At 66.7% G+C, this 21,905-nt stretch carries 14 protein-coding genes and 3 pseudogenes; 7 read left to right on the top strand and 10 right to left on the bottom strand.

Annotated features, from left to right (window positions below):
• Positions 1-4: 4 nt before the first annotated feature.
• Together G6N67_RS02010 and pruA are read right to left on the bottom strand one after the other, a co-directional pair.
• Complete coding sequence (locus tag G6N67_RS02010; RefSeq protein ID WP_036437619.1) at positions 5-964, bottom strand: proline dehydrogenase family protein; 960 nt, start codon at positions 962-964, stop codon at positions 5-7.
• Position 965: 1 nt separating this feature from the next.
• Positions 966-2,594 (bottom strand): L-glutamate gamma-semialdehyde dehydrogenase, encoded by a 1,629-nt coding sequence (pruA, locus tag G6N67_RS02015; protein WP_036437621.1) that lies wholly within the window; start codon positions 2,592-2,594, stop codon positions 966-968.
• Between the two features lie 84 nt (positions 2,595-2,678).
• Here pruA and G6N67_RS02020 point away from each other — a divergent pair, with 84 nt between their 5' ends.
• Positions 2,679-4,259: a PucR family transcriptional regulator gene (locus G6N67_RS02020; protein ID WP_036437623.1), complete on the top strand. Its 1,581-nt coding sequence runs from the start codon at positions 2,679-2,681 to the stop codon at positions 4,257-4,259.
• A gap of 5 nt (positions 4,260-4,264) precedes the next feature.
• On the opposite strand, the gene G6N67_RS02025 is transcribed toward G6N67_RS02020, so the two are convergent.
• A complete protein-coding gene (locus tag G6N67_RS02025; RefSeq protein ID WP_051579026.1) occupies positions 4,265-5,470 on the bottom strand; it encodes an acyl-CoA dehydrogenase family protein in 1,206 nt (401 codons plus the stop codon).
• Positions 5,471-5,577: 107 nt separating this feature from the next.
• On the opposite strand from G6N67_RS02025, the gene G6N67_RS02030 reads away from it, so the two are divergent.
• Complete coding sequence (locus G6N67_RS02030; protein ID WP_036437625.1) at positions 5,578-7,116, top strand: PucR family transcriptional regulator; 1,539 nt, start codon at positions 5,578-5,580, stop codon at positions 7,114-7,116.
• Between the two features lie 9 nt (positions 7,117-7,125).
• Positions 7,126-7,692 (top strand): DUF6199 family natural product biosynthesis protein, encoded by a 567-nt coding sequence (locus tag G6N67_RS02035; protein WP_036437626.1) that lies wholly within the window; start codon positions 7,126-7,128, stop codon positions 7,690-7,692.
• Positions 7,693-7,703: 11 nt separating this feature from the next.
• Here the strand turns inward: G6N67_RS02035 and G6N67_RS02040 are convergent, their stop codons facing one another.
• The 6 genes and pseudogenes from G6N67_RS02040 to G6N67_RS02065 all read right to left on the bottom strand — a co-directional run bounded on the left by G6N67_RS02040 (position 7,704) and on the right by G6N67_RS02065 (position 15,395).
• Positions 7,704-8,813 (bottom strand): CaiB/BaiF CoA transferase family protein, encoded by a 1,110-nt coding sequence (locus G6N67_RS02040; protein WP_036437629.1) that lies wholly within the window; start codon positions 8,811-8,813, stop codon positions 7,704-7,706.
• A complete protein-coding gene (locus G6N67_RS02045) occupies positions 8,810-10,267 on the bottom strand; it encodes an aldehyde dehydrogenase family protein (RefSeq protein ID WP_036437631.1) in 1,458 nt (485 codons plus the stop codon). Before G6N67_RS02045 ends, G6N67_RS02040 begins: the two co-directional genes overlap by 4 nt.
• Positions 10,268-10,273: 6 nt before the next feature.
• Positions 10,274-11,626 (bottom strand): 4-aminobutyrate--2-oxoglutarate transaminase, encoded by a 1,353-nt coding sequence (gene gabT / locus G6N67_RS02050; protein WP_036437633.1) that lies wholly within the window; start codon positions 11,624-11,626, stop codon positions 10,274-10,276.
• 131 nt (positions 11,627-11,757) lie between these two features.
• Positions 11,758-12,117, bottom strand: a pseudogene (locus G6N67_RS02055) (DUF222 domain-containing protein); the annotation flags it as partial.
• Between the two features lie 62 nt (positions 12,118-12,179).
• A pseudogene (locus G6N67_RS02060) lies at positions 12,180-13,898 on the bottom strand (biotin carboxylase); the annotation flags it as partial.
• Positions 13,899-14,156: 258 nt separating this feature from the next.
• Entirely contained in the window at positions 14,157-15,395 is a 1,239-nt protein-coding gene (locus G6N67_RS02065) for a serine hydrolase domain-containing protein (protein ID WP_051579027.1), read from the bottom strand.
• Between the two features lie 61 nt (positions 15,396-15,456).
• On the opposite strand from G6N67_RS02065, the gene G6N67_RS02070 reads away from it, so the two are divergent.
• From G6N67_RS02070 to G6N67_RS02080, 3 genes are all read left to right on the top strand, one after another.
• Positions 15,457-16,650: a serine hydrolase domain-containing protein gene (locus tag G6N67_RS02070; RefSeq protein WP_230022003.1), complete on the top strand. Its 1,194-nt coding sequence runs from the start codon at positions 15,457-15,459 to the stop codon at positions 16,648-16,650.
• 110 nt (positions 16,651-16,760) lie between these two features.
• Positions 16,761-18,701 (top strand): primary-amine oxidase, encoded by a 1,941-nt coding sequence (locus G6N67_RS02075; RefSeq protein ID WP_036437637.1) that lies wholly within the window; start codon positions 16,761-16,763, stop codon positions 18,699-18,701.
• 14 nt (positions 18,702-18,715) lie between these two features.
• The gene (locus G6N67_RS02080) at positions 18,716-20,161 is read left to right on the top strand and encodes a gamma-aminobutyraldehyde dehydrogenase (RefSeq protein WP_163642096.1); all 1,446 of its coding nucleotides are present in this window, start codon (positions 18,716-18,718) and stop codon (positions 20,159-20,161) included.
• Positions 20,162-20,426: 265 nt separating this feature from the next.
• Here G6N67_RS02080 and G6N67_RS02085 read toward each other — a convergent pair.
• Positions 20,427-21,014, bottom strand: a pseudogene (locus tag G6N67_RS02085) (MMPL family transporter); the annotation flags it as partial.
• Between the two features lie 212 nt (positions 21,015-21,226).
• On the opposite strand from G6N67_RS02085, the gene G6N67_RS02090 reads away from it, so the two are divergent.
• Positions 21,227-21,886, top strand: coding sequence for a hypothetical protein (locus G6N67_RS02090; RefSeq protein ID WP_235684102.1), 660 nt, complete (start codon positions 21,227-21,229; stop codon positions 21,884-21,886).
• Positions 21,887-21,905 lie beyond the last annotated feature (19 nt).

The raw sequence follows: 21,905 nt of genomic DNA on the forward strand, positions 1-21,905 counted from the left end.
AGGCTCAGCCGCGCTCGGCCAGGGCGCGCAGGAAGAACCCGAAGTTGGCCGGGCGTTCGGCGAGCCTGCGCACGAAGTAGCCGTACCACTCGTTGCCGAACGGCACGTAGACCCGGACGTGGTTGCCCGCGTCGGCCAGCCGCCGCTGCTCGGCATCGCGGATGCCGTACAGCATCTGGTACTCGAATCCGTCGGTATCACGGTCGAATTCACGTGCCAGGCCCGGCACGGCATCGATGATGACCGGATCGTGCGAGGCCACCATCGGATAGCCCGATCCCGCCATCAGCACCCGCAGGCACCGCAGGTAGGACGCGGTGACCTCGTCGGCGTCGCGGTAGGCCACGGACGCGGGCTCGTCGTACGCGCCCTTGCACAACCGGATCCGGGCGCCGGCCGCCGCGAACTCGCGGCAGTCGGCCTCGGTGCGGTGCAGGTAGGCCTGCAGAACCGTGCCCAGCCAATCGAACTCGGTGCGCAGGTCGCGGACGATCGACAGGGTCGAATCGGTGGTGGTGTGATCCTCGGCGTCGACGGTCACCCACGCGCCGACCTCGCGGGCCTTGGTGCAGATCGTGTGCGCGTTCTCGAGCGCGATCTTCTCGCCGTCGCGCGGCAGCGCCTGGCCGAGCGCGGACAGCTTGAGCGAAACCTCCAGCGGTCGCACCGTGGTGGCTTCTTCGCCACGCTGTCCCAGCAGGTCGAGCAGCGCCAGGTAGGCCTTTACGGTCTGTTCGGCATCCTCGACGCGGGTGGTGTCCTCACCGAGGTAGTCGATGGTGACGAGCCGCCCCGAGGCACGCAGTGCGGCAACCGAATCCACTGCCTCGGGAATGGTCTCGCCTGCGACGAACCGTTCCACGACCTTGCGGGTCACCGGGATCCGCTCGGCAGTCCGGCGCAGCCGCGTTGAACGGGCGGCGCCGAGGATCACGGGGCGCGCGACCCTGTCGAAGAGCCCCATGTCAGGCCTCCATGTGGGGATAGTTGTGATCGGTGGGCGGCACGAAGGTCTCCTTGATGGAGCGGGCCGAGGTCCAGCGCAGCAGGTTCAACGCCGAGCCGGCCTTGTCGTTGGTTCCCGACGCCCGGGAGCCGCCGAACGGCTGCTGACCGACGACGGCGCCGGTCGGCTTGTCGTTGACGTAGAAGTTGCCTGCTGCGTTGCGCAGGCGGTCCTGCGCGGCGAGCACCGCGGCGCGGTCGTCGGCGATCACGGCCCCGGTCAGGCCGTAGCGCGAGCCGGTGTCGACCACGTCGAGGATGCGGTCGTAGTCGTTGTCGGGGTAGACATGCACCGCGAGGATCGGGCCGAAGTACTCCGTGGAGAAAGCCTCGTCGGTCGGATCGTCGGACAGCAGGACCGTGGGCCGCACGAAATACCCTTCGCTGTCGTCGTATTCGCCGCCTGCCGCGATGGTGACGCCGGCCGCACCCTTCGCGCGCTCGATGGCCTTGACGTTCTTGGCGAACGCCCGTTCGTCGATCACAGCGCCGCCGTAGTTCGAGAAGTCGGTGACGTCGCCGTAGCTCAGCGCATCGGTGGCCGACAGGAAGTCGTCGCCCATCTGGTGCCATACCGAACGCGGCACGAACGCCCGCGAGGCCGCCGAGCACTTCTGCCCCTGGAAGTCGAAGGCTCCGCGAATCAGTGCGGTACGCAACACATCCGGGTTCGCCGAGGAGTGTGCCAGCACGAAGTCCTTGCCGCCGGTTTCCCCGACCAGACGAGGATAGGTGTGGTAGCGGTCGATGTTGGTGCCCACCTCGCGCCACAGGTGCTGGAACGTCGCGGTCGATCCGGTGAAGTGGATTCCGGCCAGGCGCGGATCGGCAAGGGCCACATCGGAAACCGCGATGCCGTCACCGTTGACCAGGTTGATCACGCCAGGCGGCAGGCCCGCGGCTTCCAGCAGCTGCATGGTCAGATACGCCGCGAAGGCCTGTGTGGGCGACGGCTTCCACACCACGGTGTTGCCCATGAGCGCGGGCGCGGTCGGCAGGTTGCCTGCGATCGCGGTGAAGTTGAACGGTGTGATCGCGTAGACGAAGCCTTCCAGCGGGCGATGGTCGGTGCGGTTCCACACACCGGGGCTGCTGATCGGCTGCTGCGCCATGATCTGCCGGGCGAATGCGACGTTGAACCGCCAGAAGTCGATGAGCTCGCACGGCGTGTCGATCTCGGCCTGGTAGGCCGTCTTGGACTGGCCCAGCATGGTGGCACCGGCGAGCTTCTCACGCCACGGTCCGGACAGCAGGTCTGCGGCGCGCAGGAAGACCGCGGCACGCTCGTCGAACGGCAGGGCGGCCCAGTCGTTCTTGGCGGCCATGGCGGCCTCGATCGCGGCGCTCGCGTCGGAATGCTCGGCGTTGGTGAGGGTGCCCAGCCGCGCCGAGTGCCGGTGCGGCTGCACGACGTCGATGCGGGCGCCGTTGCCCATCGCGTGTTTGCCGCCGATGACGTGCGGCAGGTCGACGGGGGTACTGGCGAGGTCGGTGAGCGCGGCGGTGAGCCGGGTGCGTTCACCCGAGCCCGGGGCGTAGTTGTGGACCGGCTCGTTGGCCGGCATCGGCACGTCGGTGATGGCATCCATGGGTTCAAGAATCCCCGACGTGACGCACGCAACTCTTGTCCGATCGGACAACACTGCATGCGATTACCAGTAAAATCGGACAACATGCCGACTACCGGTGTCAGCCTCGGCCAACTGCTGTTGGCGCTGGATGCCACGCTGGTCCGGCTCGTGCAGGCGCCGCGTGGCCTCGATCTGCCGGTGGCGTCGGCGGCCCTGATCGACTCCGATGACGTACGCCTGGGCCTGGCCCCGTCGGCCGGGTCGGCCGATCTGTTCTTCCTACTGGGTGTCTCCGAAGCCGACGCCCGCACATGGGTCGATCAGCAGACCGCGCGGCGAGCGCCGACGGCGATCTTCATCAAGGAACCGTCGGCCGCTGTGGTCGCCCGCGCGGTCGATGCGGGCACCGCCGTGGTGGCCGTCGATCCCCGCGCCCGCTGGGAACGCCTGTACCGCCTGGTCAACCACGTTTTTGAACACCACGGGGACCGGGCCGAGCACGATTCGGGCACCGACCTGTTCGGCCTGGCGCAATCGATCGCCGACCGCACCCACGGCATGGTCAGCATCGAGGACGCCCAGTCACACGTGCTGGCGTACTCGGCCTCCAACGACGAGGCCGATGATCTGCGCAGGCTGTCCATCCTGGGACGGGCCGGCCCGTCCGAACACCTGGCGTGGATCGCCCAGTGGGGCATCTTCGACGCATTGCGGGCGAAACCCGACGTGGTGCGGGTCGCCGAGCGCCCCGAGCTGGGCCTGCGGCCCCGGCTGGCCATCGGCATCTTTCAGCCGTCGGGCGACGAGCGCCGGGCCCCGGCCTTCGCGGGCACCATCTGGGTGCAGCAGGGCAGCCGGCCGCTGGCCGAGGATTCCGACGACGTGCTGCGGGGCGCCGCGGTGCTGGCCGCGCGCATCATGGCGCGGTTGGCCGCGACACCGACGACGCACGCGGTCCGCGTGCAGGAGCTACTGGGCCTGCGCACCGATGGCGAGCCGCTCGACGTCGAGGCCGTCGCACGCGACCTCGGTGTCGACCCCGAGGGCCGTGCGGCTGTCATCGGGTTCGACGGCACGCAGCAAGGATCGCGGCTGGCCGATGTACTGGCGTTGAGCGCCAGCGCTTTTCGCAGCGACGCGCAGCTCGCGTCCTTCCGCTCCCGGGTCTACGTGCTGTTCCCGAGCACGGGCAAGCCGGCCGCGGTGACGTCGTGGATCCGCGGTACCGTCGCGGCGCTACGCGCCGAGCTGGGTATGGAGTTGCACGCCGTGATCGCGGCACCGGTGGCCGGGCTGGCCGGCGCGGCCGCTGCGCGGCTGGAGGTGGACCGCGTGCTGGACAGCGCCGAGCGCCACCCCGGCGCGCTCGGGGCCGTCACCTCGTTGGCAGAGGCGCGCACCACTGTGCTGCTGGACGAGATCGTCACCGCGATCGCGTCCGACGAGCGGCTGATCGACCCGCGGGTACGTACGCTGCGGGCCGACGAACCGGTGCTCGCCGACACGCTGCGGGCCTATCTGGACAGCTTCGGGGATGTCGCCACGGCCGCGCAGTGGCTGCACGTCCATCCCAATACCGTGCGCTACCGCGTGCGCAGGATCGAGCAGCTGCTGGGCGCCACGCTGGCCGATACCGATGTGCGGCTGCTGCTTTCGCTGAGCCTGCGGGCCACCCAGCCCTGAGGCGTCTACCGGAAGGCGGATTGGCCGGTCAGCGCGCGGCCGATCGACAGCATGTGCATCTCGCTCGTGCCCTCGTAGGTCAGCACCGATTCGAGGTTGTTGGCGTGCCGCAGCGGCGAGTACTCCAAGGTGATGCCGCTGGCGCCCATCACGGTGCGGGCCTCACGCGCGATGGCCAGGGCCTCGCGGACGTTGTTGAGCTTGCCGAGGCTGATCTGGTCGGGTGTCACACCCCTGCCGTCCTTGAGCCGGCCGAGTTGCAGCGCGAGCAGCATGCCCTTGCCGAGTTCCAGCGTCATGTTGGCGAGCTTCTCCTGCGTGAGCTGGTAGCTCGACAGCGGGCGGTCGAAAACCTCACGCGCACCGGCGTAGTCGATCGCGGCCTCGAGGCTGTCCCGGGCGGCGCCGAGCGCGCCGAACACGATGCCGAAGCGGGCCTCGTTGAGGCACGACAGCGGACCGCGCAGGCCGATGGCCTCGGGCAGCTGAGCCGACGCGGGCAGCCGGACGTTGTCGAGGACAAGTTCGGACGTGACCGACGCGCGGAGCGAAAGCTTGCGGTGGATGACGTTGGCGCTGAAACCGGGGGTGTCGGTCGGCACGACGAAGCCGCGGATGCCGTCCTCGGTCTGGGCCCACACGGTCGCCACGTCGGCGAGGTTGCCGTTGGTGATCCACATCTTGGTGCCGGACAGAATCCAGTCCGAGCCGTCGCGACGTGCCGTGGTGCGCATGCCGCCGGGGTTGGAGCCGAAGTCGGCCTCGGTCAGGCCGAAGCAGCCGATCGCGTCACCGCTGGCCAGCCGGGGCAACCATTCCTGCTTCTGTTCTTCGGAGCCGAATCGGTGAATCGAGAACATCGACAGCGAGCCCTGGACCGAGACGAAGCTGCGCAGTCCACTGTCGCCCGCCTCGAGTTCCATGCAGGCCAGGCCGTAGCTCACCGCGTTGGTGCCGGCGCAGCCATAGCCCTCAAGGTGCATGCCGAGTAGCCCGAGTTCACCGAACTCCTTGGCGAGTTCGCGGCCGGGCAGTTCACCCTTCTCGAACCATTCGGCGAGGTTGGGGCGCAGCCGGGTGTCGACGAACCGGCGCACTGTGGCGGCGATATCGCGCTCGTCGTCATCGAGGAGAGTGTCGATGCCGAACATCTCGAGTGGCCGCAGGTTGCCGGCCGGGGCGATCGTCGCCGCAATATCTGAACGCGTCATAAGAGCCACCCTACGAGGCGAAAGCTGTGGTGAGATATATCAGAAGTGTCCAGTCGAAGCGCTGAGCACCTGACGTTTTGTACAGTGCCGGCCGAGAGGAACCCACGATGGCGATGACGGTACGCCGGCTGATCGGCATCAACGACCTGGCGTTGTCCCTGGTGGCCGGCCGCGTCGGGATCGACCGGGTGATCTCGTGGGCCCACGCCATCGAGCTCACCGACCCCAGCCCCTGGCTGTCGGGGGGCGAGCTGGTCATGACGACCGGCCTGCACCTGTCCGAATCCCCCGCCGAGCAACGCGACTACGTGCAGCGCATCGTCGAATCCGGCAGCACCGCAATCGCTTTCGACACCGGAGTGCGGTTCCGCGAGGTGCCCCCGGCGGTGGTCGCCGCGGGCGACGAGTTCGGCATCCCGGTGCTCGCGGTGTCCCCCGAGACCCCGTTCATCGCGATCTCCCGAGCGGTCATCGACGAGATCACGGCCGATCAGGTGCGGCTGGTGCAGAAGGTGGTCCAGGGCCAGGAGAACCTCGCGCGGGTGACCATGCGCGGCGGTATCCCCGCGCTGGTGGACACCTTGAGTTCAGCCCTGAACTGCACGGCATGCGTGCTGGACCGGTCCCGCGTGGTGCTTGCCGAATCCGGGGTGGGCACCACCGAACTGGTCGAACGTGTGCAGGAGCAGCTCGACAAGGACCAGAAGCGGCGCCGCGGGGTGAGCCGGGTGCTGGTCGACGATCGCGGCACCCTCACGATCCAGCAGGTGCCGGGCGCCGACGAGAAGCAGGGTTATCTCGCGGTGGCTTCGGCAGATCCGCTCGACGCGAGCGACCGGCTACTGGTGGGCCACGCATTGGCGTTGCTGTCGATCGAGCTCGCCAAACCGGCGCGGGTGATCGACGCCGAACAACGGCTGCGCACCGGCGTCACCGAGGCACTGTTCGAAGGCGGGCTCGACGTCGACTCGACGCTGTTGCGCTACTTCGGCTTTGCGCCTGACGTGTCAGTCGTGGCCGCGGTGTTCACCGACGTCGGACCCGCACTCCCCGCCCAACATCAACTCGCGGCCGCGCTGGACGGCCAGCCGTACCTGATGGCGGGCAACGGAGACGGTGTCGCCGTCGTCGTGCACGCCGACGGGGCCGACCGGCTGCTGCAGCAGGTGTACACCCGCGCCCGCACCGGCCTGCGTCGCGCCATCAACGCCGGCGTGGGCGCCCCCGCGAGCATCGGCAACGCGGGTCTGAGCCTGCAGCAGGCACTTTCGGCGGTCCGAGTGGCCGAGGCCAACGGGCACCGGCTGGTCGGATTCGAGGAGCTCGGCACGTTCAGCCTGCTGCTCAGCACCCAGCCCGAGACCGTACTGCGGTCGATCGCCAATCGCTCACTCGGCGTACTCGACGACTACGACCGGGACAACGGCGCCAAACTCGTGCAATCGCTGGAGTCGTTCCTGCACCACAATGGGCATTGGGAATCCGCAGCCGTCGAACTCGGGGTGCACCGGCACACCTTGCGGGGACGCATGGCGCGGGTGGTCGAGTTGCTCGGCCGTGACCTCGACTCCGCGCACACCCGCTCAGAGTTGTGGATCGCGCTCAAGGCCAGGGAGCTGCTGGCGCAGGATTTACCGAAACGCTGAGGGGGACACATGCTGGCGCTGGGAATCGTCGCACTCATCGTCGCCGCGGTACTGGCCTACCTCGCCGTCAATCCGGATCGGGCGTTCTACCTCGACGAAGGCTGGAAATTCCGAAACAAGACCGAACCATCGGAAGCCTACGTGGCCGTCAACGGGCTCAGAAGTGGCATCGCTGCCCTCCTGGCAGCCGGCCTCGGGATCGGTGCCATCGTGATGCACTTCACCGAGCAGGGCCGCCAACAGGACAAGAACGACCGGGCCGCTCGGTACGCCGCATCGCAACAACGGTGCGAGTCTGAGATCCGTCCCAGGTTCAACGACACGCTCAAGTGGACCCGGGACGGCGCTCTGACCAATCGCGACGAAGCGCTCGCACTGGGTCGTGAACTCAACGTCGAGGTGAAGATCGAGGCCAACGATGCCCTCGCCGCTTCAGAAAACCCGCCGCCACCGTCGGATGTCGTCTGGATATACGACACGTCGCTGCCGGGGCAGGACAAACTGATCCTCGCCTATCACGGCAGTTCGATGACCAGGCAGACCGCCCAGGAGTGCATCAAGCCGCGCCGAACCTGACCGTCAGGGGTTCACGATCCCAATCTCGGTGGCGCGCTGCGGTATTGCACCGGTGTGGCCGACATCTTGATCGGGTTGGCCACCTGTGGTGCCGAACTGCCCGGGACGTCGACGACCGCGTCCAGCTCGAGCCGCTTGGCCAACTCGAACGCCTGGCTGATGTCGTTGATCGGGCCGACCGGCACCCCGGCCGCGGTCAGCACCGTGAACCATTCGTCGCTGCCGCGGGTCCGCAAGCGCTCGGTCAACGCGGTGAACAGCGCCTCCCGATTGGCCACGCGCGACGTGTTGTCGGCGTAATCCGGTGAGTCGGCCAGCGATTCGGCACCCAGAGCCTTGCACAACGCCCGGAACTGCTTGTCATTGCCGACCGCGAGCACCAACGGCCGGTCCGCGGTCGAAAACACTTCGTACGGCGCGATACTCGGATGCCGGTTACCCATGATGCCCGGCACCGCACCGGCGCCCAGGTAACCCGACGCCTGGTTGACCAACGACGACAGCAGCGTCGACAGCAGGTTGACCTCGATCTTCTGGCCCTGGCCCGTGCCGTTGCGGTGTTGCAGCGCAGCGAGAATACCGGTCGCGGCATGCAGCCCGGCGAGCACGTCGACCAAGGCCACACCGACCTTGGTGGGCTCGCCCGGATGTGGCCCGGTCACACTCATCAGGCCGCCGACGGCCTGCACCAACAGGTCGTAGCCGGGCAGGTCGGCGCCCTGGCCGGAGCCGAAACCCGTGATGGCGCAATAGATGACATCGGGCCGGTGCTCGACCAGATCGGCGTAGCCCAGGCCCATCCGCTCCATGGTGCCGGTGCGGAAGTTCTCGACGACGATGTCGGCGCCGCGCACGATCTCGCGGGCCTGCTCGACACCGTCAGGGCTGTGCAGATCCAGCACCACCGACCGCTTGTTGCGGTTGACGGCATTGAAGTAGGTGGCCTGCCCGTCTGAGTCGAACGGCGGACCCCAGCTGCGGGTGTCGTCGCCGCTGCCGGGGCGCTCGATCTTGATCACCTCGGCACCGAGGTCGGCCAGCATCATCGTCGCGTACGGTCCGGCCAGCACGCGACTGAAATCCGCGACGACGATCCCGTTCAGGGCTCCCGGGGTGGTCACGCCCGGCCTCCCCGCAAATACACGGTGGTGGTGTGAGTGAAGAACTCGCGCGCCGCTTCACCTTGCTCCTTCGGGCCGTAGCCACTGCGCTTCGCGCCACCGAAGGGCACATGTGGGTCGGCCCCAGCCGACTCGGAATTGACATGCAGCACACCGACATCGATGTCGTCGACGGCCGCGAGAGCCCTACCGAGATCGGAGGTGAACACCGCAGCCGACAGGCCGTACTCGCCCGCATTGGCCACAGCGAAGGCCTGCTCGACGCCCTGGGCGCGCACCACCGACAACACCGGGCCGAACAGTTCCTCCGACCACAGCTCGGCATCGGTCGACGGCAACTGCAGCACCGTCGGAGTGACGAAGTACCCGTTGTCCGAGCCGGATTGGCGTTCCTCTGCGGTCGCGACGACCGTGGCACCCGCCGCGACAGCGTCCTGCGCACGTTGCGTGATGTATTTGCAGGCGGATTCGCTGACCACCGGTCCCATCGCGACGGACGCCAGCATCGGATCGCCGACCTCGAGACCCTTGACCCGGACCGTGAGCTCGGCGAGAAACTCGTCGGCGATCGCATCGTCGAGCACCAAACGCGACGTGGCCGTGCACTTCTGTCCCGACGACCGGAACGCGCCCAGCATCACCTGCTCGACCGCGAGATCCAGGTCGGCGTCGGCCAGTACTACCGCCGCGTTCTTGCCGCCCATCTCGGCCTGCACCGGCACGCCTCGTGCGGCGGCCGCTGCGGCGATGCCCCGGCCCACTCCCGTTGAGCCCGTGAAGGTGACCGCGTCGACACCCGGATGCTCGGCCAACGCGCCGCCGACCGAGCCCCCGGCGAACACCAGGTTCAGCACGCCCTGTGGCAGACCCGCATCCACCAGCGCCTGCGTCAAGCGCAGTGCGAGCAACGGAACAGCACTGGCGGGTTTGAACACCACGGTGTTGCCGTACACGAGCGCCGGCGCGATCTTCCACGCCGGGATGGCGATCGGGAAGTTGAACGGCGTGATGACACCGACGACACCGATCGGCTTGCGGGTCACCAGGATCTGCTCGCCGGACCGCGGCGACGAGTACACGGTGCCTGCCTCGCGGTCGGCGGCGCCGCCGTAGTAGCGCAGGATCTGCGCGGCGCGACGGACCTCACCTATGCCTTCGGCAAGGGTCTTGCCTTCCTCGCGGGTCAGTTCCGCGCCCCACTCCTCGGCCGCGGCATCGACGATGTCGGCGGCACGCGTCAACACCGCCGCGCGGGCGTGCATAGGTTGGCGAGCCCAGCCTCGCGCGGCGGCCCGCGCGGCCTGCACGGCGCGGTCCAGTTGCGCGGCGTCGGCCAGCGCTCCGGTCGCGACCACCTGGTCGGGGTGTGCCGGGTTGGTGTCGATCAATTCGCCTGCGGCGCCGCCGGTCCACGCGCCGTCGATATGGCTGAGTAGCTCTGTCACGTCGGTCACCCGTCCTCAGATTCGTGCCACAGCGTCACGAATGACGCCGAGCCCTTCCAGAAGCAGATCGTCGGAGATCGTCAGCGGAGGCAGGAATCTCAACACATTGCCGAACGTACCCGCGGTCAGCGTCAGTACACCGTTGGCCTGCGCATACCGCACGATCTCGGCTACGGCGTCCCGGTTGGGAGCCTTGTCCGCGCCCGTGACGAACTCGGCCGCGATCATCGCACCACGGCCGCGGATGTCGCCGATGATGTTGGTGTCAGCGGCGATTGCGGTCAACTCGGCCTGCAGCATCTCACCTATGCGGCGGGCCCGCGCAAGCAAACCTTGCGATTCGATCGTCTCGAACACGCCGAGCGCAGCCTCGCAGGCAACCGGGTTGCCGCTGTAGGTGCCGCCGATACCGCCCGCATGAGCGGCGTCCATCACGTCGGCGCGGCCCGTCACGGCAGCCAGCGGCAGCCCACCACCGAGGCCCTTGGCCGTGGTGATGAGATCGGGCACGATGCCCTCGTGTTCGCTCGCGAACCAGTTTCCGGTGCGGGCGATACCGGTCTGAACCTCGTCGGCGACCAGCAGGATGCCACGCTCGGCGCAGAAGTCGGCGACCTGCCGCAGGAATCCCGGTGCGGGAACGATGAATCCGCCCTCGCCCTGGATCGGCTCGACCACCACTGCGGCCACCGAGCCGGCACCGATCTGGGTGTCCACCACGAGCCGGAACTGCGCGAAGGCTTCCGCGGCCGCATGCTCAGAACCGCTGGGCCAGCGGTACGGGTAGGCCATGGGCACCCGGTACACCTCGGGCGCGAACGGTCCGAAGCCGTTCTTGTACGGCATGTTCTTGGCCGTCATGCTCATGGTCAGCAAGCTGCGGCCGTGGAACGCGTGATCGAAGACCACGACCGCCGGCCGGCCGGTGGCCGCCCGCGCGTACTTGACGGCATTTTCGACGGCCTCGCTGCCGGTGTTGAACAGCGCGGTGCGCTTGGCGTGGCTACCCGGAGTCAGCCGGTTCAGCGTCTCGCAGACCTCGACGTAGCTTTCGTAGCCGTTGACCAGAAAGCACGTGTGGGTGAACCGGCCCAGTTGTGCGGCGGCCCGTTCGACGACGCGGGGCGCGCCGTTGCCGACCGTGGTTACGGCGATTCCGCTGCCCAGGTCGATGAACGAATTGCCGTCCACGTCGACCAGAACGCCGTCAGCGGCCCGGTCGGCGTACACCGGCGACGAACTGGCGAGGCCCGCGGGCACCGCGGCGGCGCGGCGGGCCGCGAGTTCGATCGAGCGGGGTCCGGGGATCGCGGTGACGACCCGGCGCACGCTGCTCGGGCGGTCTTGACGAGTGTCGACGACAGTCATGTCCCCGACTCTAGGCAGCGCCGCGTCATCGCCGAATGTACAAAGTGGATGGTGCCGAGATCCTGCTACGACGATTTGTACAGAAGCCAGGACGGCGCGCGTCGTTAGTTGAGTGGTGGTTGGTAGGGGGTGTAGTGCGCATCGGAGCCGTCGGCGGCGCGTGCGGCGATCACCCCGACCTGATCCAACGACAATCGACCCTCGCTCAGGGCCCGGGTGCATTGCGGGAACTCCTCGACGCGTCGGGCGACGGCGAGCATGATGTCGGCGTTGTGCGGGGTGATGCCGGTTTTCCAGGCCACCAACGCTGTCATCGACCGCGCGCCGGTGGCACCCCAGAGTTCGACGCGGTCGATTTCGGCGACGATCTGCGCCAGCCGCCCGTCGATGGCGTTGCGCTGCCCGCACAACTCGGCCATCTCCTCGAACAACACCTCCAACCGCTGCACCGGACTCGGGCCCGGAGCCACAGGAGCTGCCGCCGAAGACATACCCCAATCCTCGCAAAAGGGACCGACAAAACCGGACCCTCTACAACGAGGAACCGACAGCCCTACTTCACGTAGGCGACGGGGGTCACCGCAGGCGGATCCGGCAGCGGCTCAGACTTGTATGCGCCGCGGATGCCCTCGATGTAGTGGATGCAGCGTGGTGTCAGACCTTCCGGCGTCTGCATGCGGCCCTTGGTGACCAGGATGCCGAGATCGGCTCCCTTGAACCGGTAGTCGCCCTCGGCATACACCCGCAGGAAGAACGCTTCGTCCTCGCCCGTGATGTCGTGCCAGTCGTTGGCCACCTGCGAGAAGGTCAGCTCGCCGTCATCGTCCAGGTGCCACGTTCCGGTCTTCGGCGCGGACAAGATCCGCTCCACAGTCTTGTTAGGCTCCTTCATGATCAGCTGCGACCACACGTCCACGGCCGCGAGATCGCGCCACCGGTCGTTGATCTCCTCGACATTGACGGTGTATTCGACGTCCATGAATTCGAGGAGATGGAACAGGAACAGCGGAACGTCGGCGTAGGCGCCGGCCGTCACGTTCGTCATCGACGACGCACCGGAGATACGCGGGTTGAGTTCGCCGAGGTACACCTCGTCGGTGTCGAGGTCGATCAGCACGTCGATCTCGAGAAACCCGCGGTACCCCTCCTTGGCCAGCCGGTCCCCCATCTTGCGGACGTGGTTGATCGCGGTGGCGCGGTGTTCATCCGAAAGCGCTTCCGGGAACAGGTCGTTGCCGCACCAGCCACCCTTGTAGGGCGTCAGCTCGGGATACCCGGTCAGGTCGGTCATGAACGGACCCACGATGGTGCCGTGCTTGGTGATGCACGCCTCCACGGCCGCGGCCTTGTTGTTGATCCGCTTCATCACCTTGAGCTGTTGACCGATCATGTCGTCGGCGTTCTTGTCCCAGTCGGCTTTTGACTTGATGAAGAATGTCGTCTTGCCCGAATCACCGTACGGTGTCTGCACCACGAGATCCGAACCGAGCCGCTGGCTGCCGGCCAGCTTGCGCAACTGGGTGTAGTTGTTGGCTGTGCCGAGCACGTTGGGCACCGACGGCGCACCCGCCTCGTTGCCGAGCTGTGTCGTGACGATCTTCGAGTCCAGCCGCCGCCGCAACGAATCCGGCGGCAGGATCAGCTTGTAACCGAGTTCCTCACAGATCTGCTCGGTCTCCTCGTCGAAGAACACCATGGCAACCATCGGTGTGCCACCGCGGCGCTTGAGGTAGGCCCGCACCTCGGGGTCGCGCAGCAGGTAGTTGTTGATGTGTTCGCTCGACTCGAATTCGACGTACGGCTTGTTCTTCGGCGCGAAGACGCGCGGGTGTGCGCCGTCCCAGGAGTCGTAATAGGTGATGTACTGGAAATTCCGCACCCAACGGTCGATGCCGAGCAGGTTGAACGCGGTCGGCCCGACGAAGTAGATGGGCTGCGTGTTGGTGCGGAAGAACGTACGGATCTCGGAGATTCCGTTGAGCGGCTTACCGCCCAGCGGACCCTTGCGGCTGGCCGACGCCTTGGCGGGAGCTTTCGTCGCAGCCTTTTTGGTTACCGCTGAGCGGGAAGCGGTTGTGCGCGCGGGCGCTTTCGTCACTTTCTTGGCAGCAGTCCTCTTGGTGGCCGCCTTCTTCGCAGGAGCCTTCTTTGCAGGAGCCTTCTTTGCGACCGTCTTTCTCGCCGCGACTTTGGTAGCGGTGGACTTTTTGGCAGGCGCCTTCTTGGCGGGCGCCTTCTTCACCGCGGCCTTTTTGGCGGGGGCTTTCTTCGCAGCCACTTTCTTCGCGGCAGGCGCTTTCGTGGCCCTGGTCGCCTTGGTGGCTTTGGTCGCTTTGGCAGCCTTGCGCGCCGGCGCCTTCGCCGTGGTTTTCCGCGCCGCAGGCGTTTTGGCGGCTTTGCTCACCGCAGAAACCCGTTTCGCCATTACCTACTACCTCCCGCGTCGCGAGCCGGTCCATTTCCATCGCCGCGATGGAAGGACCAGACTAAGACGAACTTCCCGCGGCGCGGGCGCAATCGGCGCGAACGGTCACGACTTTCCCGATTTGCCCGCCCCGCTGTGGCGGCTCATCCCGGACACGATGCCCGGTAACCGGTGTTTGTCGCCCATGCGTTGGCGCCCGCTCAACTCACCGCCGACTGCGTCGAATGCCCGCAGCGTGTCCTGCATGAACCGGGGCTCCTGCGCGTTGGGCCAACTTGAGAGTTTTACGCACACCGTGCGGGTGCGTCGGCTGACATGCACCATTTGCCCATGAATTCCCAAGCAAAGCAACACATCTCCAAATTCGCCGGGCCGGAACCACAATTGATTGCGGTACCAGCCGCCCGGCATCGACAATTCGTTCGGCGACTCGATGAACACCGAGCGGGCGTCTGCATCGACCGCCCACGCGTCCCTCAGCCAGCGCGGCCCGATCACGGTACGCACGCCGTCGTCACCGTCGTCGGGCACCGTGCCGCCGTCGAGCAACAGCTGGCCGAATCGAGCGAGGTCGCGCGCCGTGGCGCAGAGTCCGCCGTCGTGTATAGCGGTCCCTGCTGTGTCACAAAGAATCTCGGCATCGAACTCGGCACCCATGGGCTGCCAGATCAGTGTCGAGATGAGCTCGGCCATGGGCGCACCTGCCGCGCGCTCACACACCCAGCCCAACGCGTCGGACTCGCCGGAGCGGTACAGGAAGCGCTGTCCGTGCGGCGCCTCGGCCACCAACCCGACAAGGTACTCGTACAGGCCGCGGGAACCCAGCCAGTCGTCGAGCATCCGAATCTCGGAATGCGGATTGGTGTACTCCTCCCGGAACCGCACGCCACTGCGCATGTCCAGTAGATCGCGCACAGTGGCCCCGGCGTATCCGCTGCCGGCCAACTCGCCGACGATGTCCTCGACCGGGCTGCTCACATCGAGCACGCCCCGATCGACGAGCACGCCCGCGACCGCGCCGACCACGGACTTGGTGATCGACATCGACGCGTGCGGGCGATCGGGGGAACCCTCGGCGCCGTACCACTCGGTGACCAAGCCGCCGTCCTGCAGCACCACGTAGGCGTCGGTGTAGGTGTCGTCAAGCACCTGACCGACTGTGGACGATTCACCGTCGGACCGAATGAGGTTGACCTGCAACAGGTCCGGGGCATCCACCGCGGGCAGTGGCCGCACGGGACCGGTCCCGCGGGATATCGGCTGCGTCGGCAGTACGTCCTCGACATGCCAGTACGCCCACCGGTTGAACGGCGGTTGCTGCCAGTTCTGGGGGTTCACCTCCACAGTAAGGATGGTAGGCGAGCGAGCGCCACGGCAAACCCATCCGGCGCTACCATTCCCAGCCATGCTCGACGATACCGGTCCCATGACAGGCTTTCCTCCCGCCGCCGACCGTCAGGTCACGCTGGCCAACTGGCAGCAGCCGGAGTTCCTGCGCTGGGGGTTCCAGCACCTGCGCGAGCTATTGCCCACGCATCGGATCGCTGCGCCGCCGCAGCCGCGGGAGCTGGAGAAACACCAAGCACCCCTTGGTGATCCACCGGTGATCTGGCCCGACGGCACCGCGGGTACCGCAGAGGAGGTGTTCGCCGCGACGTACACCGACGCACTGCTGGTGCTGCGCAACGGCCGCATCGCCGACGAACGCTACTGCGGGACCATGACGGATTCCACTCGCCATCTGCTGATGTCGGTGTCCAAATCCCTCGTGGGCTGTGTCGCGGGAGTACTGGTGGACCGCGGCCAACTCGACCCGGCCGCACCGGTCACCGAATACGTTCCGGATGTCGCCGATTCGGGCTACCGAGGCGCGACGGTACGCAATGTGCTCGACATGCGAACGGGCGTGGCGTTCCGCGAGGCGTACGCCGCTGCCGACTCCGAGGTCCGCGCGATGGAACGGTCCGTCGGCTGGGCGCCGATGGAGCCTGACGACCCCATCGGCGGGTATGCCTACCTGCGCGGAATCGGTTCGGCTGGGCCGCATGGCGGAGAGTTCACCTACCGCTCGTGTGACACCGACATGCTGGGGTGGGTCTGCGAGCGCGCGACAGGTGTGCGGATGGCCGACCTGATCTCGACGCTCATCTGGCGGCCCATGGGCGCCGAGTTCGACGCCGAGGTGGTCTGCGATGCGGTCGGCACCGCGGTGCACGACGGTGGCGTCTGCGCGACCCTGCGTGACCTGGGTCGGTTCGGCCAACTGCTGCTCGATGACGGCACCGTCGACGGCCAACCGGTCGTCCCCGCGCAATGGCTTGCCGACACCTTCGCCCCGGGCGCAGATGTGCGCGCGGCATTCGCCGACACCGAGAACGAACCGATGCTGCCGGGCGGTTGGTACCGCAACCAGTTCTGGTTCTACCGCAACGCATCCGGACCCGTGTTGCTGTGCCTCGGCATCCACGGTCAGCTGGTCTACGTCGACCGGGCGTCGGGCACGGTCGTGGTCAAGATGTCGTCGTGGCCGACGGCGCAGGACGCCACCTTCCTCGCCGCGACCCTGAGGGCGTGCGGGGCGATCGCCGCAAGCGGCTAGACGAAACGGCCAACCGGGCGGACTTGATTGGCCGCTTCGGCAGGTGTGCAAACGGGTGCCCCCTCCCATACTGGGGCGAATCCGTGCGCGGCGTCACACCTGGAGGACCGATGACTGACACCATCGTTCAGACGTTCCACCCGCTTGATCCGCTCGGCGAGGACGAATTCCGTCGCGCCGCGGCCATCGTGCGACGCGACCGCGGTGTCGACGAGCGGTGGCGGTTCACGTCGATCGAACTGGCCGAACCGGACAAGCAACAACTGGCCGCCTACGACGCGGCAGGCACCATGCCCGATCGGCAGGCCATAGTCGTGTGCCTGCACCGCGATTCCAACAGCACCTACAAGGCGACCGTCTCGCTCACCGGTGACGTGGTGCTCACCTGGACGCATCTGCCCGGTGTACAGCCGAATTTCACGGTCGACGAATGGGACGAATGCGATCGGGCGATGCGCACGCACCCCGACGTGATCGCCGCACTCGCGCGCCGCGGGGTCACCGACCTCGACACCGTGTTCATGGACGTCTGGACCTACGGCGACATCCTGATCCCCGACCGGTACCAGGGCCGGCGGCTGGGCTGGACCGACACGTGGGTGCGCTCGCCCGGCGGCGAGAACATCTACGCCCAGCATCTGCGCGGTTTCCACTGCATCGTGGACATGAATTCGATGGAGCTGCTGGAGATCGAAGAGGGCGACCCGATCGACCTGCCGGAGGTGATGGCCGAGTACCGGCCGGAGGTCGTGCCCGCACAATTGCGGGATTCGAGCACCCGGCCTCCGCTCAAGCCGCTGGATATCACGCAGTCCGAAGGTCCGTCGTTCACCATCGAGGGCAACCGGCTGGAGTGGCAGAACTGGTCCCTGCGAGTCGGTTTCAACTACCGCGAGGGCATGACCCTGCACACCGTCAGATACAACGACCACGGCACGGTCCGCCCGATCGCCCACCGGATGTCCTTCGCCGAGATGGCGGTGCCGTACCGCGACCATTGCCCGGACCACTACCGGCGCACCGCGTTCGACATCGGCGAATGGGGCATCGGTTTCATGACCACGTCGCTCGAGCTCGGCTGCGACTGCCTCGGCGAGATCCGCTACCTCGACGCGGTCCTGCACAACACCAAGGGTGAGCCGTACACGATCCGCAACGCGATCTGCATCCACGAAGAGGACAACGCCGTGCTGTGGAAGCACGTCGAGCACGGCGGCACCGCCGACGTCCGCCGGATGCGCCGGCTGACGGTGTCCTCGCACATGACGGTGGCCAATTACGAGTACCTGGTGTACTGGCGGTTCTACCAGGACGGCAACATCGAATGTGAGGTCCGCGCAACCGGTTTGATGGTGACGACGGCCCTGCGCGAGGGCGAGGAACATCCGCACGGAATCTTGGTGGACAACCGCACATATGCGCCGATCCACCAGCACTTCCTCACCGCACGCCTCGACCTGGACATCGACGGTTCGGGCAATACCGTGTACGCGACCGAGACCGAGACCGAGCCGATCGGGCCGGACAATCCGTACGGACTGTCGCTGCGCCAGAAGAACACCCCGCTGCGCACCGAGGAAGAGGGCAAGCAGGACTTCAACTGGGAGACCCAGCGGGCGTGGAAGGTGGTCAACGAGAACGTCACCAACGGACTGGGTACGCATCCGTCGTACAAACTGGTTCCCGGCGCGGCGTTCCCGCACATGTTCGACCCGGCCTCGCCGATCTTCCGCCGGGCCGAGGCCATCGCGCACACCGTGTGGGTCACCCCCAATCATCCCGATGAGCGTTGGCCTTCAGGCGAATTCGTCAACCAGAGCGGCCCAAGCCTGGGCCTGCCCGAATGGACCGCGGCCAACCGGTCGATCGAAAACACCGATGTGGTCGTGTGGTATACCTTCGGCATCCACCACATTCCCCGGCCGGAGGAATGGCCCATCATGCCGGTCGACGTGTGCTCGTTCTGGCTCAAACCGGCCGGGTTCTTCGACCGCAACCCGGCCCTCGACGTACAACCCACTCCCCCTGCCGCGTGTCACCACCACAACTGATCGGAGTTCGAAAGATGGTAGACAAGAAGATCATCCACAACATCATCAACGGCGAGGTACAGGCCGCATCCGACGGCGAGATGATGGACATCGTCAACCCGTCGACCGGCGAGGTGTTCGCCTCGGCACCCAATTCCTCGGCCGCTGACGTCGATCAGGCGTTCCAGGCCGCCGGCAAGGCGTTCGAGAGCTGGCGGTGGTCGACACCCAGTGAACGGCAGCGGGCGCTGCTCAAACTCGCCGATGTCATCGAGGAGAACGCCGACGAGCTGATCGCGATCGAATGCGAGAACACCGGCAAGCCGGTGTCGCTCACGGCGTCGGAGGAGATCCCGCCGATGCTGGATCAGATCCGCTTCTTCGCCGGTGCCGCACGGGTTCTGGAGGGCCGCTCGCAGGGCGAGTACATGCGGGGCCACACGTCGTCGATCCGCCGGGAACCGGTCGGGCCGGTGGCCCAGGTGGCGCCGTGGAACTACCCGATGATGATGTCGGTGTGGAAGTTCGCCCCGGCGCTGGCCGCGGGTTGCACCGTGGTGCTCAAGCCGTCGGACACCACCCCGGCGTCGTCGTACTGGATGGTCGAGAAGATGCAGGAGATCTTCCCGCCCGGCGTGTGCAACCTGGTGTGCGGTGACCGCGACACCGGCGCAGCGCTGGTCGCCCATCCGGTACCGCAACTCGTGTCGATCACCGGCTCGACGCGCGCGGGCATCGCGGTGGCCGCGAGCGCCGCCAAGGATCTCAAGCGCGCCCACCTCGAGCTCGGCGGCAAGGCCCCGGTCGTGGTGTTCGACGACGCCGACATTTCGGCGGTCGTCGAGGGCATCACGGCCGCAGGCTATTTCAACGCGGGCCAGGACTGCACGGCAGCCACCCGCATGATCATCCAGGACGGCATCTACGACGAGTTCCTAGCCGCTATGACCGAATCGGTTGCCGCGACCAAGACCGGTTTCGATCCCGACGACGAGGACATCCTGTTCGGCCCGATCAACAACCCCAACCAGCTGGCCCACGTGTCCGGCCTGGTGTCCCGCGCACCCGAGCACGCCCGAATCCTCGCCGGTGGCAAGCAGAAGGAAGGCGCCGGGTTCTTCTTCGAGCCGACCCTGATCGCCGACCTGCGCCAGGACGACGAGCTGATCCAGACCGAGATCTTCGGGCCGGTCGTCACCGCGCAGCGATTCAGCACCGAGGAGGAGGCGCTCGGCTTCGCCAACGGCACCGAGTACGGCCTGGCGTCGTCGGTGTGGACCCGCAACGTCGACACCGCCGCGCGCATGTCGGCACGTCTGGACTTCGGCTGCGTGTGGATCAACACCCACATCCCGCTCGTCGCCGAGATGCCGCACGGTGGCTTCAAGCATTCCGGCTACGGCAAGGATCTGTCGATGTACGGCTTGGAGGACTACACCCGGATCAAGCACGTGATGCACTACCACGGCTTCGAGGGGTAGCAGCATTTTGCGCACGCTGGCGATGCATCGATCGGGCAGCTCAAGCGCACAATCATCTAACTTGAAGATTGCGGCTCAATACTGACCGCAATCTTCAACATTGTGGTGAATCCGTTGCCAGGGAGGAATGCCGACGTACCCGTCATCCGTGCTCGTTGGCCGAACGTAGGTGTCCGGCCTCGGCATGAGGTCTTCTGAATGCTGTGGCGAGCGTGCATCCTTTTCAGCCGACGCCGCGAATGCGCCCCGAAATGCTGCACGTTCGTCACAGCGTCTGGAACAGAACTAAACCAGCAGAAATGCTGGAGAACCCGGCACCCTCGCGGCGCTTGGCCACCCACAGGTGAGGCCACCAGAACCAGCGGCCCAGTAGCGCCGCGATCGCAGGGACGATCGCGGCGCGAACGACGAAGGTGTCGATCAACAACCCGATGCCGATCGTCGACCCGACTTGCGCGATGGTGATGAGGTCGGCGCTGAACATCGCGAACATCGTCAGCCCGAACACCACACCGGCGGCCGTCACCACGCCGCCGGTCCCCGCGAACGTACGGATCATCCCGGTGTGGAGCCCGGCCACGGATTCCTCCCGCAACCGCGCCGCGAGCAGCAGGTTGTAGTCGGCGCCGACGGCCACCAGCGCGATGAAGGACATCGACGGTACGGCCCAGTGCAGGTCGTGGCCGAACACGTAGCGCCACAACGCATGTGATGCCCCCAGTGCCGACGCATAGGACGCCACCACGGTGGCCAGCACCACGAGGGCCGCCACGGGGCTGCGCAACATCAGTGCGATGACCACGAAGATCAGCAGCATCGACGTGACGGCGAGGAGCCGGAAGTCTCCAGTTATCTGTAATTTGACGAAATAAAATTTGATACACAGCACGTCTATCTGCGTGTTTATCGTCCGATACATGTATCCTTAGATAGTGAGACGGGAAGGAGAATTCCACGAGCGGCACGCTGGGCGTGTTGCTTGCCTAGACTGTTTTTCTGTGCGAAATTCGCCACATGAACCTACAGGGGTGGCTCGATTGGGTGGTTTCCGATCATCGGCCGTCGTTGGCGACGCTGCGTTACGACTTGGAGCGGGCGATTCCGCGGGTGTCGGGGATGTGGAAGCCGTGGGTAGAGGATCCGCGCGACCTTCATGGCCAGGCGTTCTGTACCGATGTGCGGTCGATGGTGTTGCATATGCGCGAGCAGCGTGGGGCGATTGCGGGGGATTCGTTGTTGACCTCGCGTGGAAATGGTTTGTCGGTGCAGATTTCCAATGGGCGGGGTATGGATCTGCGGGTGCGCCGGTGGCCGTCGAAGATGTTGCACGGGGAGCGTGTTCGTGTGGTGGTGCTGCCGGGCGGGGGTGGGCAGCGGCTAATTCGGGTGGCTTCCGAGCCGGGCAAGCAGATGGCTCTCGACGAGGGACTGGGCGCGGAGGTGTTTGCGGCTCCGTTGAAGACGCCAGCGGGCGATCACGACGTATTTTCGCTGTGGTGGCCCACCGAAGACATGATGGGCTTGGAGGAGGCGGTGTTGGCGGCGGTGGTCGATGTGGACAGCGCGTCGCGGGTGCAGATCCTCGCGACGGCGCCGTTGCCGCCGGTAACGGAGTCGCCGTTGTTGTCGTTGCCGAGGCGGGTCGCCAGGCCGGCCAACGACTTCGGGGAGCTCGAACCGCCCGTGCGGGGGTCTGGTACCACCGATCCCGGCGAACCGGCGTAGCTGCGGGGTTGACGTGCGC

The sequence above is a fragment of the Mycolicibacterium mageritense genome (genome assembly GCF_010727475.1).
Taxonomy (GTDB): domain Bacteria; phylum Actinomycetota; class Actinomycetes; order Mycobacteriales; family Mycobacteriaceae; genus Mycobacterium; species Mycobacterium mageritense.